This window comes from Paraburkholderia fungorum, assembly GCF_046027605.1.
GTDB lineage: Bacteria > Pseudomonadota > Gammaproteobacteria > Burkholderiales > Burkholderiaceae > Paraburkholderia > Paraburkholderia fungorum_F.
Window position 1 is genome coordinate 122,461 of the sequence record NZ_JAQQEF010000018.1, and the last position, 13,974, is coordinate 136,434.

Sequence of the window (13,974 nt, forward strand, 5' to 3'; positions counted from 1 at the left end):
CTCAGATCGCCTTGAAGTGTGAAAGGGCAGCGCGCAGGGCAGGGCGCGTGCGCGCGTAGTCTTCGAGGCTCACGCCTTCAACCGCCGCTTCCCAGCCTTCCCGCATGCTCGCGACGCCTGCCGCGATACCCTGCGGATGCCCGATGATGCCACCGCCCGCGAGATGCATGAGATCGACCGACTTCAGCATCCTGAACAGATCCGGCGCCTGGCCCGCCCATTGTCCGGATGAGAACACCGGCATCAACGGTTGAAGTCCCGCGAACGGGGCGAGGCAGGCGCGTGCCGATTGAATGACCGACTCGTCCGGCTCCCAGAATTTGCTGCGAATCCCGTTGACGTGCACGTGATCGATGCCGGCAAGTCGCCAGAGCTTTTGATAAGCCGTAAACGAGAAGCCGAGTTGCGGGCAACGGGTCAGTACGCCCCAACCGTTGCGGTGTCCGTGGATCGGCAACTGGGCATGCTGGCGCAAATGCTCGAGGCCGGCGATACCCACCCAGTTGATGCTCGCCATCACACAGGTGCCGCCGGCGGCGAGCACGGCGTCGTGACGCCGCAGCATATCGTCGATGCTGCCGGAGATGTTGATCGCGTACATCGGCATGCGTCCGAGGCGATCCGCATGCCGCTTGAGCACCGGCATCACCGCGGCGAGCCGCGCGTCGAACGAGGCGTAGGTCGGGTCCGCCAGCAGTTCGTCATCCTTGATGAAGTCGATGCCGCTGGCACAGAGGTCGTCGACCATCGCCGCGGTCTGCTCGGGCGTCAATCCGATACTTGGCTTGACGATGGTGCCGATCAGGGGACGCCCGTGCACGCCGGCCAACTCACGCGTGCCGGGAATACCGAAACGGGGCCCCGGAAACTGGCGAGCGTAATCCGCCGGCAGATCGAAATCCAGCAGTCTCAGTCCGGTTACTTCGCCGAGTTCGAACAGATTACCGGCGATCGTTGCAAGCAAGGTCGGCAGGTTCGCACCGACGTTGCCGACCGGAAAGGCGATCTCGACTTCGCCGCGGTAAAAAACGTTCGCCTGTTCCTTGCGCTCGACAAAGGCACTCTTAAGCGACGGCTCGAACGCGGGCGGCAGTGACTCCACCTTCAGCACGCGCGCGCGCGAGCGCTGCTTCAACGCTTCGGTTTCACCGGGCAGCGACAGGAACGTGCCGCTCGACTGCTCGCCCGCGATCACTTCAGCCGTCTTCGCAATCGGCACCGAGCTTTCGACGAAGTACCGCGCGGTGAATTCCGCGCGCGAATCAGGAGTAGGGGATTTCGCTTGGCTCATTGGCTGGCTCATTGTGCGGGAGAACGCGACGAACACCTTCGTGGCATGTCGGAATATATGATTGACCGGAAAAACCATCAAACGATATGATTTCCCGAAGCGCTGCAAAAAACTCACAATAGCGAGACGACGCCGGAGCGCTTTCCGGCAATAGGAACGACCCGTGCCACGACCATCACTCAACGCACTGCGGGCTTTCGAGGCCACGGCGCGCTTACGCAGTTTCGGCGACGCGGCGGAAGAATTGTCGGTGACTCACGGCGCGATCAGCCGGCATATCCGTTCACTCGAAGACACGCTCGGCGTATTGCTGCTGTTGCGCAATGCGCATTCCACCGAACCCACACCCGAAGGCGCGCGGCTTGCCGAAGGCCTCTCGCGGGCCTTCAATCTGATTCAGGCGAGCGTCGAGCAGGTGAGGCCCGGACCGCTCACGCTGTCGTGTTCGGCGTCGATCATGATGTACTGGCTGCTGCCGCGGCTTGGGAAATTGCATCGCAAGCATGCGTCTCTTGAAGTGGGCTTCAACACCGGTTCAGGGGAGATTGATTTCACGCGGGAAAACATCAGCGTCGCAATCCGCCTGAATACGATCAAGGCGCCCAAGGACATCGAGCCGAAGCTGTTGATCGACGAATGGATCGGCCCGGTGTGTGCGCCCGAATATCTGCGCGCCACGATGATCAAAGCGCCGCACGACCTGAACCGCGCGCGTCTGCTCGCTACCAACACGCGGCCGGGCGCGTGGCAGGACTGGTTCGATTCGGCGAAGCTGGGGGAACTGCAGCCAGCCATCATGGATTCGTTCGAACACTTCTATCTGCTGATTCAGGCAGCCAAGTGCGGACTCGGCATCGCGAACGTGCCGCGCATGCTGGTGCGTGACGAACTCGACTCGGGCGCGCTCGTCGCCCCGTTCGGCTTCGTGCCGGGCCCGCGCAAGCTCGTGCTGTGGGTCGCGCCGCACCTCGAGGCGCGCCCGCAAACGGCGGCGCTCGTCGACTGGCTCGGCGCGGAACTGCGCGATACGGAAGGCGTGCCGGCCTAGATCGCCGAGCCGCCGTCGGCGTTGTAGACGTGCCCGGTCACGAACGAGGCTTCGTCCGACGCGAGGAACGCCACCACGGCCGCGATTTCGGCGGGCTGCGCGCCGCGACCCATTGGCGTAGCCGCATAGATCGTATCGATGAAGCCTGGCGGCTTGGTGTCGAGCTGGCGCCGCACGAAGTCCGTCAGTGTGAAGGCCGGGGCCACTGCGTTGACGCGGATACCCGATCTGGCGAACTCGCGGGCGAGCGACTTGGTCAACGCAATCACTGCGCCTTTAGAGGTCGCATACGCCGCGGTGCCGAGCATGCCGCCGCCTTTCTGACCGGCAATCGAACTCAGATTGACGATCGAGCCGCTCTGCTGCCTGAGCATCTGCGGAATCGCCTGCTGGCAGCACAGCCAGATGCCCATCGTGTTCACGTCCATCACCTTGCGGTACTCGGCAAGGGGAATCTCGAGAAAGGGCCGCGCGCTTTCGAGTCCCGCGCTGTTGACCAGCACATCGAGCCGGCCCCAACTGGAAACCACCGTTTCGACCATGGCCTTGACGCTCGCCTCGTCGGCGACGTCGACCTTGACGGGCATTGCTTCGAAACCGTTCGAGCGGATCCGTTCGGCCGCGGCGGCAGCCGGGTCGTCGCGCAGATCGGCGATGGCGACGCGGTAGCCGCGGCTCGCCAGCAACTGTGCGGTAGCTTCACCAATGCCGCCGGCGGCGCCGGTGACCAGAGCAACTTTTGTCTCGTTCGTCATTTTTCTGAGCCTGCGTGAATGAGGAGCCATCCGGCAGCAAGCCGGAGGAGATCGGCTGAAAATATACGGCCGTAGCACAGGTCAGATCAAACGAAATGATTTCTCCCGCGTGCGACGAAAACTCACTTTAAACGAAGCGCGTGCTACGAGGTCGTGTCACGTCTGTTCATGCATGCGCCAGCGCGGCGATTGCGCCTCATGACAGTCACGCAACGGGCACACCGCGGCACTTATGCCATAGGTCCGCCCTATAACGGGTAGGCAAAAACAGTATTTCCTCCTCGCGTCCATGATTCAGTACATTCGGCTTTCAAGCACTGGAACACGTACCGGTATGCACCGGCGCGTCTCATGCACGCAGCCGGCCCACGTCCACTACTTCGGGAAGCATTCATGACTCATCCTCTCGACGACATCCTCGTCGTTTCGATCGAACAGGCCATCGCCGCGCCGCTCGCGAGCCGTCATCTGGCCGACTGGGGCGCGCGGGTCATCAAGATCGAACGTCCCGAGGACGGCGATTTTGCCCGGCATTACGACACGGTGATGGACGGCATCTCCAGTCAGTTCGTCTGGGTGAACCGCTCGAAGGAAAGTCTCGCCATCGACATCAAGACCGAATTCGGACAGGAGACGCTGGAATCGCTGCTCGCGCGCGCGGACGTCTTCATCCAGAATCTCGCCCCGGGCGCCGCGCGCCGCCAGGGGCTCGATGCAAAAACGCTGAGTGAACGTTTCCCGCGCCTGGTCGCCTGCGATATCTCCGGCTACGGGGCAGACGGTCCGTACAGTCAGAAGAAGGCCTACGACCTGCTGGTGCAGTGCGAGACCGGCTTTCTGTCGATCAATGGCACGGAGGAATCGCCGGCCAAGTGCGGCTTATCCATCGTCGATATCGCCACCGGCATGTATGCGCTCAATGGCATCCTGATGGGCTTGCATCAACGCGCGCGCACCGGCAAAGGCATGGCCTTTGAAGTCTCGCTGTTCGACGCGATGACCGAATGGATGAGCTATCCCGCGTATTACACGCGCGGCGCGGGCCGGCCGTTGGCGCGCACCGGTCCGCGTCATGCGACGATCGCGCCGTACGGACCGTTTACGGCCGGCGACGGCGGCAGCGTCTTCTTCGGAATCCAGAACGAACGCGAGTGGCAGAGCTTTTGCCAGATCGTGCTGGAGGATCCCGCGATGTCCGTCGACCTCCGCTTCGTCACGAACTCGCTGCGGCTTGCCAACCGCGCGGTGCTGGAAACGATGATCACCACGCACTTCGCGTCGTTGTCGAGCGAACAGGTGATCGCAAGGCTCGATCGGGCATCCATTGCCAATGGGCGGATGAACGACGTGGAAGGCCTGCTGAATCATCCGCAAGTGCTGGAGCGCAAGCGGTATCGTGCGGTTGAGACGGAGAGCGGTCCGCATGATCTGTTTTTGCCGGCCATCACGATTCCAGGTGTCGAACCGGTCATGCGGCCCGTGCCCGCGCTCGGCGAGCATACGGCGCGGATTCTCGCGGAACTGGATGAGAAAGGCGAAGCATCCGGGCCTGCGCAGGGGACCCGCTCGTGACGGGCGCGCACGCCGACCTGCAAGCCGTGCGGCCGATGCGGTCCGTGCTCGCGGTACCCGGTCATCGCTGGCGAATGCTGGAATCCGCCGCGGCGAGCGCGGCCGACGCCGTATTCATCGATCTGGAAGATGCCGTCCCGCCCAACGAAAAGAGCGCGGCACTCGCGTCCGCCATACGCGCGCTGCGGCAACTCGATTGGGGAACCAGGCATGTGGCTGTGCGCGTGAATGTCACGGAGGCGGGCGTGCTCGAAGCCGAACTCAGCGCGCTCGCAGGCGAGGCCGCGCGGCTCGATGCGATCCTCGTGCCCAAGGTTGAAACCACGCGCGTGCTGCAACAGGTCGAGACCTTGCTGGACCACCATCGCGGCGCTCATCCGCCGCTCGCGATCGAGGCGCTGATCGAAACCGCACGCGGCGTCGTGAATGTCGACACGATCGCGGCCATGGGCGGCAGACTGGCCGCGCTGCATTTCGGCGTCGGCGACTTTTCAGCGTCGATCGGCGCACGCAACGTCGAAGTCGGCGGCACACATCCGGGCTATGCGATCACGCGCAGGGACGAGATCGGCAACTACGTCAGCGCGCCGCTCGATTTATGGAGTTATCCGATGATGCGTATTCTCGTCGCGGCGCGCGCGTTCCATCTGCGCGCCATCGACGGACCCTGCGGCGCATTCCGCGATCCGGTGCTGACCCGTTCGTTCGCGCTCAAGGCCGCCGCGATGGGATTCGACGGCAAGCAGGTGATTCATCCGGAGCAGATCGCCGCGACCCAGGCCGCGTTCACGCCCACCGACGCAGAAGTTCGTGCTGCGGAGGCGACGATCGAAGCGATGGCGCAGGCGGAAGCAGCGGGCCTCGCCGCGGTATCGGTCGACGGCAAGATGGTGGACTACGCCAATCTGCGCATGGCGCAGCGGTTGCTCGCCATGGCAGGGCGGTCCTGAGTATCGCTTGTGGCCTGGCACGCGGCATCGGCTTTTACGCGGGCCCTGCCAACGTAGAACGTGGGCTTTCCTGCGGGTCTCCACGACTGAAAACCCTCGCGTGGTGATGCTATAGTCCGCGCTTATATCCTGCCGCCTGAGCGAGTGGCCCGAGCGCGCGAGTGCGCGTGCGGCCCGAACTCCGGCCTCATGAGGGTTCAGATGGACGTTCGTCAGCTACGGTATTTCGCCACTGTCGTCGATACGGGCAGCCTCTCCAAAGCAGCGGTGCGCCTGTCGATTTCACAACCCTCGCTGAGTCAGCAGATCGTCGGCATGGAAGACGATCTCGGCGTGCCTTTGCTGCTGCGCAGTCCCTCCGGCGTGCGGCCAACGGAAGCGGGCATGGCCCTGTACCGGCACGCTCGCACCATCCTCAAACAGTTCGAACAGATGCGCGACGACGTGCGGCGCGGCGAACACAGCGAGTCGGGACAAGTCGCGGTCGGGCTGCCCACCAGTATCGCGGCGGTGATCGCGGTGCCGTTGTTCAATCGTCTGCAGAGCACCTATCCCAACATCCAGTTGCAACTGTTCGAAAGCATGAGCGGCTATCTGATCGAACTGCTGGCCAACGGACGCCTCGACATGGCGGTGCTGTTTCGCGAGACCGAAACGCGCGGGCTCACCGTGTCGCCGCTTTTCAACGAACATCTGTCGCTGTGCGGCGTGCCGTGGGTGGGCGACGCGAACGGCAGCAGCGTGCCGCTTTCGCTCGTGTCCGGCGTGCCGCTCGTGTTGCCCGGCAAGGCCAACGGGCTGCGGCTTCTGATCGAGCGCACATTCGCGCGCGAAGGCCTGGTGTTGAACGTGGTCGCCGATATCGATTCGCTGCCCACGATGCTGACGATTGCCCGCGAAGGCGAGGTCGGCTCGATCCTCTCCGGTGCGCTGGCGCGCCAGCCTGGCGCGGCATTGCTCGGGCGGCGGCTGGTCGAGCCGTCGCTCAGGCGGATGGTCAGTCTTTGCGTGCCGAACGCGGTGCCGCAGAACGCGGCGTCGCGCGCGGTGCAGAACACGATCGAGCAGATCGTGCGTGAAGAGGAAGTGAAATGGGATACGGTGGTGTGAGCGTGTCGAGCGTGTTCAGTGCTTCTCGCGAACCACATAACTCGCCGACGCTGAACCGTATTTGCGCTCGATATCCTCAGGCAGCAGAAACTCCGTCTCGAGTTGATCGATCATCGGATAGCCCATCAGGTCGGTGATATCTTCGATCCCCACCAGCAGATCGGGCCGGTCATGGACCGTGCCGTTCTGCGCGCCGTCGCGAAACAGTTCTAGCGCGCGCATCATGCCCATGATCGCCGCCGCCGGCAGCATGCGCGCCACCGTGACACGCCTGACGCCGAGTTCTTTCAGGCGGTGCACGGGGATCAACGGCGTAGTGGGCCGCGAGCGGATGCCGAAGCCCATGTTGATGCTGACCGGCACCTTGACGGCGTCGACGAACTGCTTGATCTGATCTTCCGACGCGATCGCATCCGGATAGACCATATCGGCGCCGGCTTCCACGTAAAGCTTCGCGCGTTCGATCGCAGCCTCGATGCCTTCAACGGCAATCGCGTCCGTGCGTGCATTGATGATGAAGCCGGCGTCCTTTTTCGCCTTGACCGCGGCCTCGATCTTCTTGGCCATTTCCCGCGCATCGATAACTTCCTTGCCGCGCATGTGACCGCAACGCTTCGGGCTGACCTGGTCCTCGATATTCACGCCGACCACACCCGCTTCCTCGAATAGCTGAACCGTGTGATACACCGACACCGGATTGCCATAGCCGGTGTCCGCGTCGGCCATCATCGGCAGCGATACGGAACGTGCCAGCCAGTGACAGGCGTCGATATTTTCAGTCAGCGTCATGATGCCGATGTCCGGCTGGCTCAGGCGTGAATTGGCAAGACCCGCACCGGTTGTCGAGGCCGCCTTGAAACCCATCTTTTCAATCACGCGCGCGCTATAACCGTCGTAGACGCCGGGGGAAATGATGATCTCGTCAGAGGCCAGAAGTGAGCGCATCTGCGCGATTTTCGTGCTGCTCATTGTTCACTCTCCGTATTTGACCCGTGTGTGGTTCGTCTGTGACCTGTATGTGACTCAACGCGCCGCTTCTAATCGAACCCATAGAGTTGCGCGGGATTGGTGCCAAGAATCATGTCGCGAACGCCAGCGTCCGGCGCCCATTCGCCGACAAGACCGAGCAGCACGCCCATGTTCGGCATGACGCCGTGAAAGGAGGAATGCGGCCAGTCGCTGCCCCACACCAGCCTGTCCGGCCGCGCGCCCACCAGTGCCCGTGCGAACGGCAAGACGCCGGCATAGGGCGCCGTTTCGTCGCCGAGGCGAAAGGGTGCGGATAGCTTGACCCAGCACCGGCCACTTTCCATCAGCGTGAGAAGCGCCTTGAAGCCAGGCTGATCGACGCCGTCGTGCACGTCGACACGCGCGAAATGATCGATCACGACATGAACCGGCAAACGCGCAAGCCGTGGACCGATTTCCGGCAGGTCACGGGCTTCGAGATGCAATTGCACGTGCCATCCGAGCGGCGCCACGCGCGCTGCCAGCGCTTCGAGATCGGCAAGACCGGTTCGGGTGTGAAGGCGCACGCCGCGAAAACCCGCCGCGTCGAGCCGTTTGAGTTCTTCGGCGCTGACGTCGGGCGCCAGTTTCGCGATCCCACGCCATTGACCGGACGACACCTCTAGCACGTCGAGCGTGACCTGATTGTCGTGATAGATGGTCGGCTGGATGACCACCGCGCGCGCCACGCCAAGCTTGGCAAGCAAGGTCCGATACTCGGCGAGACCAACAGGCGCGGGTGTATAACGCCGGTCCTCGCGATACGGATATTGTTCAGGCGGCCCGTAGATATGAGCGTGACAATCGCATGCGTTTGCCGGCAATGCGAAAGGCAGTGCAACCGGCGAGGCGTCAGGCGACTGACAGGTTGGCGGGACTGCCACAGTTGCCCCAGCGTCGTTCGTGGTTTGGCTCATGAGCGCTTTTCGTAAGTGGCCTGCTCGTATTTCTGCTGATACTGCTCAGGGGTGAGATAGCGCTGCTCCAGGCGTTCGAGTTCCTTGATACCGACGAGGTCGTTGAGCTCCTCGAACGACACGACGAGATCGGGGCGCTCTATCACCTCGCCGGCGGCAAGCGATTCCTTCAGCGTGGCGATCGCGTTCTTCATGCCCTGAATGGACGCCGCCGTCAGCATGCGCGGATAGACCACGACGGCGACACCCAACTCCTGCAAGCGTCGTGCGGAAATCAACGGTGTGGTGGAGCGCTGGCGAATACCAAAACCCATGTTGACGCAAACGGGCTTGGGCACGTTCTGCACGACCGTGGTGATATGGTCCGTGGCGAGCAACGCATCTGCGAACAGAAGGTCCGCACCGGCCTCGGCGTACAGGTTGAGGCGCCGGATCACTTCGTCGATCCCGTGCGTGGCCAGCGCGTCGGTGCGCGACATGATGACCATCTCCGGATCGAGGCGCGCTTCCGCCGCTGCGCGGATTTTTTCCGCGCCTTCCTCAGCGGAAATGACCTGTTTGCCTTTCATGTGGCCACAACGTTTCGGCCATACCTGGTCTTCGATCATGACGCCCGCGAGACCCGCTCCGTCGAACGCGCGCACCGTGAAATGCACATTGACCGCGTTGCCATAGCCCGTGTCGGCATCGGCAATCAGCGGCTGTGCGCAACACGCCGCGAGCGCGCGCGTCACCCGCAGGTTTTCCTCGAGCCCCATGATGCCCTGATCCGCCCAGCCGAGGCTGGCCTCGCTGACGCCCGCGCCTGTCACCATACCTGCCGCAAATCCGGAGGGTTCCAGCAGTCTTGCGCTGTAGCCGTCGAATACGCCGGGCATCACCAGTATTTCAGGGGCGTTGATCAGTTCACGCAGTTTCTTTCTCTTGCTCATCGCGTTCTCCACACAGCATGAACGGGCAACGATCCCGGCCATTGACACACAACACGCGGCCGCTCATTTGGTAATAAAAAGTTCCTTGTGCCAGCGGTCCTTGTAAATGGCAATCACGTCCATCTGATCGACGTAGTAGAGAATCTTGCCTTCGAGCGAGGACGGGAATTTCGGTGCCTGCGGCGAATGCGTGAGCAGCACATGCACGATTTCGTCGGGAATACCGTTACGCAGTGCAAGGTGGGCCGCCCAGAACGCGTGGGGATAGTGCTTGCCGAGATCGGTGGCAACGACCTTGCCGTCCGCGGCCGGTTCGAACTCGACTACTTTGCTTGCATCCTGCAACACGGCGGCTGCAATCAGGTAATCGCGATTCACCTTGATGCCATGATGGCGCTCGAACAGATCCGCGACCGAGATCGCCATGTCGAGCACACACTGGTTATGCGGAAGTGTGGGGTAGGGGATTTCGGTGGAAGTGGGCACCTCGGCGATCCGCTTCCATGGGCTCATTTCCCACAATGTTTCCCATGTGGAAATCACTGCCTTGCGAAGCGTTGCATCGCCAATGTCGGCGACCTGTGGAAACATTGCGACGACGTCGATCGGTTCTTTCAGTCCATTCACATTGTCTTGCATGGCATGCCCCTCGGTTTGATTCGCCGTCTACTGACGTTGAGTTGCAAACAATATAGAGCAGGCACTGCGAGCGCGGAAATACCAAATGGATGACATGGACATAGACGAATCCTATGGCGCCATGAGTCCGTATTCGTCGTGCTGTTCGATGAGTGCTGTAAAGAGCGCTTTTATCTCCCGCTCGACGAGACGAATGCCATGCGTAATCGGTCGTTGAACCGCGGTGGCAAGGACGAGCCGCGTATGCAGGCGCGGCCTGGAAAGCGGGCGCGCATCGAGTGTGGCGGCAGCCAGTTCACCGAGTACGGCAGGCTTCGCGAGTACCGTGCACGCGAGCCCCGCGACGACGATCTCTTTCAGCAACTCGAGCGTGTCGACTTCGTACTGCACGTCGAGTGTCAATCCTTCTTTGCTGGCCGCGTACTCGAGCGTGCGGCGCAGACCGTGATTGCGTGTGGGTAATACCAGCGGAATCTGCGCGACGCCCGCGAACACGGACTGTTTCGGCACTTCGAATACGGTAGGAACGTTCGGCGTCACGAGGAATAACTCGGCATCCGCCAAAGGGTCGACCGAAACGGTGGACGAGCGGCGCGCATCATGGAGGATCGCCATGTCCAGTCTCCCGTCGATCAGCCATTCGTGCACATAGCCGCTATAGCCCGACACCACGTTCACCTGCAGGTTGGGATGACGCTTGCGCAAGCCGCGTAGCAGTCTGATTCCAATCAGATTACAAACTGTCGGCGTCAAGCCGACGGTGACCAGCCCATGAGGCGAGTCGCGTTCGGATTGCAGATCGGCGGGAATCGCGGTGAGTTGACGCACGAGCGGACTGGCGCGCTCGATCAATGCGAGCCCTTCTGGCGTGAGCGATACGCCGCGGCCGTGGCGGTAAAGCAGCCGCAGGCCGCACTCTTCCTCGAGCTTCTGGATCTGCCGTCCCAGTGCAGGTTGGGCGATGCCGAGTACCGTAGCGGCTTTCGAAAAACTACCGAATGCGGACACCTGTATCAGCAATTCGAGTCGTCGAAGATCCATTCAGCCCCTCCTGCTTTACGGCATAGCTGCTATGCCAGATATTCCGATTGTGACGCGCCCGCAAACCTTTGATAATAGTGCTCTACCCGAGGCATCAAGTCGCACAGGCTGCCATGACGCAGCCACTTCTTTCTCTACGTCCTCGTGAACAGAAGGAGTTACCGATGAGCGCAAGCCGACCCTCTTCCATTCCCGCAACGCTGATACCCGGAGACGGCATCGGCCCGGAAATTACCGACGCGACGGTCAAGCTGCTCGACGCGTTGGGGGCACCCTTCGTATGGGACATTCAGTATGCAGGCATGGCCGGTATCGAACGCGGCGGTGACGCGTTGCCGGAAGCGACGCTGGATAGCATCCGGCGCACGCGTCTTGCATTAAAGGGACCGTTGACCACCCCCATAGGTGGCGGCTTCCGCTCGGCCAACGTGCGGCTGCGGGAGGCGTTTACGCTTTACGCAAACATTCGTCCGGTGCGGACCATCGTGCCCGGTCGCTACGAGAATATCGACATCGTTCTCGTGCGCGAGAACATTGGCGGCCTTTACGTGGCGCACGAACATTACATTCCGATTGGCGACGATCCGCATGCCGTGGCCGTGCTAACCGGCATGAACACCCGGGAAGGTTGCCGCCGCATTGCCCGATGCGCATTCGAATACGCGGTTGAACATGGGCGCAAAAAGATCACCGTGGTCCACAAGGCGAATGTGCTCAAGGCGCTGACGGGCCTCTTTCTCGAGACGGCGCGCGAGGTTGCGCGCGACTACGAGGGCAGGGTAGCCGTCGACGACCGGATCGTGGATGCCTGCGCAATGCAGCTCGTGCTGAATCCGTGGCAGTTCGACATGCTGCTGTGCACGAACCTGTTCGGCGACATTCTTTCGGATCAACTCGCGGGACTGGTCGGTGGACTCGGCCTCGCGCCCGGCGCGAACATTGGCGCCGACGCGGCGCTATTCGAAGCCGTGCATGGTTCGGCGCCGGACATTGCCGGACGCGGTATTGCCAATCCCATTTCGCAGATGCTGGCGGCGGGTCTGATGCTCGAACACGTCGGATATGGCGAACTCGCGCAGCGCCTCAATCTGGCGATCAGGCAAACGCTCAATGACGACAACGTGCGCACGCCGGATCTGGGCGGCACCGCATCGACAGCGGTGTTCACAGACGCACTGATTGCAAGACTCGGCTGACCGGGGCGCGATGAATGCACGGCCGATTCTATTGCGCAATAGAATCGGCAAGCACCCGTTGTCCTAATGCTTGACTTCAAGATCCTCAAGACTGATGTTGGTCGTATCCACGGCCACGAAAGCGGCAACGAGCGAGCACGCAAACCACGCTGCGGCGCCGATACCGATCAGCCAGCTGTGGCCCGCACCGATTCCCAGCAACAGCGAGGCAACCAGCGGTGCAAAGAATCCACCCAGGCGGCTCAGTGCAAAGCTGATGCCGGCGCCGCGCGCCCGAATCCCCGTTGGGTAGATTTCCGCTTCATACGTGTGGAGCAGGGGTCCGTTGATAAAGATCATGGCCTCCGTGAGAAAGCCGAACAGGACGATCAGGGCGGTCGAATCGGCCAGCAGGAAACAGAGCCCGAAGACCATATTCAGCATGTACGCGAACGCCATGCCCCACTTCCGTTGAAACTTATCGGTAATGTAGACCGAGACGAGACAGCCGACTGGATACGCGATCTGGATGACGGCGGTGTACGCCAACGCGTGCACGATCGAATAACCGCGCGAATACAGAAAAAACGGTACGAAGGTCGCAAAGCCGTACGCGCCGAATCCCTGCAACAGTTCGATTGACCACGCGCTCATCGTTCTGCGGATATAAGCGCGCGAGAGCAGCAAGCTGACCGGCGATACACCGCTCTCGAGTTCGTATTCCGTCTTCGGTGGCGGTTGCAGCATGACGAGCTTCTTTTCCTTCATGACGCGGCGTTCGATCCTGTCCATCACCTCGTCTGCTTCATCGCGTCGGCCCACCCGTTCCAGCCAGCGGGGCGACTCTGGCAGACCCATCCGCAAAAGCAACGATGAAAGCCCGCCCACCGCGGCGAGCAGCAACGCGATGCGGAATCCCGGCAGCGGCAGGTCGTTGAGCGGCACCAGAAGCATCGAGGCGAAACCGCCTACGGTGCCACCCAGGAAGCCGATCGTCAACGCGAAGCTCGACATCTTGCCGCGTGAGCGCGCGGGCGACAGTTCCTGCACGTAAGTGGTCGAGAGCGGCAACTCGGCGCCTGTACCGATGCCCGCGATAAACAGCGCGATCAGCAGCACCGTCGCGTTCGGCGAGAATGCGGCGAGCAACGCACCGAGCGCAAGAATGCACAGGTCGAGCGTGAAGGCCCCGCGCCGGCCGATCCTGTCAGCCACGGTACTCAACCCCACGGCGCCCACGAAAGTGCCGAAGAAAAGCGCCAGCGGCAACTCGGTGGCGAAATGCGGCTGTCCGAGGTAGGCGAAATAATGTGCGGAGATCGGGCCTACCGAGAACAGCATGTACGAATCCCAGAAGGTCCCCAGTGAAATGAGCAGGATGGACAAGCGAAGATAGTTCGACTCAGGAAGGCGCTCGATTCGCGCGGCAATGGGAATGCGTAAGTTAGTTGTCATGTTGCATCCTTGTAATCGGCGGGACCGCGCACGTCCACGTTACACGTGCATGCCGCGCGAGCGCGGGGAAACCGGAAGGGG

13 protein-coding genes are annotated in these 13,974 nt (G+C 62.0%); 5 read left to right on the plus strand and 8 right to left on the minus strand.

Going from position 1 to position 13,974, the window contains the following annotated elements; all coding sequences use genetic code 11:
• Position 1: 1 nt before the first annotated feature.
• Entirely contained in the window at positions 2-1,291 is a 1,290-nt protein-coding gene (locus PQR53_RS26400) for a ribulose-bisphosphate carboxylase large subunit family protein (RefSeq protein ID WP_408460604.1), read from the minus strand.
• Between the two features lie 163 nt (positions 1,292-1,454).
• On the opposite strand from PQR53_RS26400, the gene PQR53_RS26405 reads away from it, so the two are divergent.
• Positions 1,455-2,339 carry a LysR substrate-binding domain-containing protein gene (locus PQR53_RS26405; protein WP_408460607.1) on the plus strand — a complete coding sequence of 295 codons (885 nt, stop codon included), beginning with the start codon at positions 1,455-1,457 and terminating at the stop codon, positions 2,337-2,339.
• Here the strand turns inward: PQR53_RS26405 and PQR53_RS26410 are convergent.
• Positions 2,336-3,094, minus strand: a complete 759-nt coding sequence (locus PQR53_RS26410; RefSeq protein WP_408460610.1) for an SDR family NAD(P)-dependent oxidoreductase — start codon at positions 3,092-3,094, stop codon at positions 2,336-2,338. The two genes, PQR53_RS26405 and PQR53_RS26410, sit on opposite strands and share 4 nt — an antisense overlap.
• Positions 3,095-3,487: 393 nt before the next feature.
• On the opposite strand from PQR53_RS26410, the gene PQR53_RS26415 reads away from it, so the two are divergent.
• The 3 genes from PQR53_RS26415 to PQR53_RS26425 all read left to right on the plus strand — a co-directional run bounded on the left by PQR53_RS26415 (position 3,488) and on the right by PQR53_RS26425 (position 6,726).
• A complete protein-coding gene (locus PQR53_RS26415; RefSeq protein WP_408460613.1) occupies positions 3,488-4,666 on the plus strand; it encodes a CaiB/BaiF CoA transferase family protein in 1,179 nt (392 codons plus the stop codon).
• Complete coding sequence (locus PQR53_RS26420) at positions 4,663-5,616, plus strand: HpcH/HpaI aldolase/citrate lyase family protein (RefSeq protein ID WP_408460616.1); 954 nt, start codon at positions 4,663-4,665, stop codon at positions 5,614-5,616. Before PQR53_RS26415 ends, PQR53_RS26420 begins: the two co-directional genes overlap by 4 nt.
• 201 nt (positions 5,617-5,817) lie before the next feature.
• Positions 5,818-6,726, plus strand: a complete 909-nt coding sequence (locus PQR53_RS26425) for a LysR substrate-binding domain-containing protein (protein WP_408460619.1) — start codon at positions 5,818-5,820, stop codon at positions 6,724-6,726.
• Positions 6,727-6,741: 15 nt separating this feature from the next.
• Here PQR53_RS26425 and PQR53_RS26430 read toward each other — a convergent pair whose 3' ends face one another.
• The 5 genes from PQR53_RS26430 to PQR53_RS26450 form a co-directional block, all read right to left on the minus strand.
• The gene (locus tag PQR53_RS26430) at positions 6,742-7,695 is read right to left on the minus strand and encodes an isocitrate lyase/PEP mutase family protein (protein ID WP_408460621.1); all 954 of its coding nucleotides are present in this window, start codon (positions 7,693-7,695) and stop codon (positions 6,742-6,744) included.
• A 68-nt stretch (positions 7,696-7,763) separates the two neighbouring features.
• Positions 7,764-8,651, minus strand: a complete 888-nt coding sequence (locus tag PQR53_RS26435) for an amidohydrolase family protein (protein ID WP_408460624.1) — start codon at positions 8,649-8,651, stop codon at positions 7,764-7,766.
• Entirely contained in the window at positions 8,648-9,583 is a 936-nt protein-coding gene (locus PQR53_RS26440) for an isocitrate lyase/PEP mutase family protein (protein WP_408460627.1), read from the minus strand. Before PQR53_RS26440 ends, PQR53_RS26435 begins: the two co-directional genes overlap by 4 nt.
• A 63-nt stretch (positions 9,584-9,646) precedes the next feature.
• Complete coding sequence (locus PQR53_RS26445; RefSeq protein WP_408460629.1) at positions 9,647-10,222, minus strand: hypothetical protein; 576 nt, start codon at positions 10,220-10,222, stop codon at positions 9,647-9,649.
• A gap of 111 nt (positions 10,223-10,333) precedes the next feature.
• A complete protein-coding gene (locus PQR53_RS26450; protein WP_408460632.1) occupies positions 10,334-11,263 on the minus strand; it encodes a LysR family transcriptional regulator in 930 nt (309 codons plus the stop codon).
• Between the two features lie 164 nt (positions 11,264-11,427).
• On the opposite strand from PQR53_RS26450, the gene PQR53_RS26455 reads away from it, so the two are divergent.
• Positions 11,428-12,459, plus strand: coding sequence for an isocitrate/isopropylmalate dehydrogenase family protein (locus PQR53_RS26455; RefSeq protein WP_408460634.1), 1,032 nt, complete (start codon positions 11,428-11,430; stop codon positions 12,457-12,459).
• A 63-nt stretch (positions 12,460-12,522) separates the two neighbouring features.
• Here the strand turns inward: PQR53_RS26455 and PQR53_RS26460 are convergent, their stop codons facing one another.
• On the minus strand, positions 12,523-13,893 hold the full coding sequence (locus PQR53_RS26460) for an MFS transporter (RefSeq protein WP_408460636.1): 1,371 nt from the start codon (positions 13,891-13,893) through the stop codon (positions 12,523-12,525).
• Between the last annotated feature and the right edge of the window lie 81 nt (positions 13,894-13,974).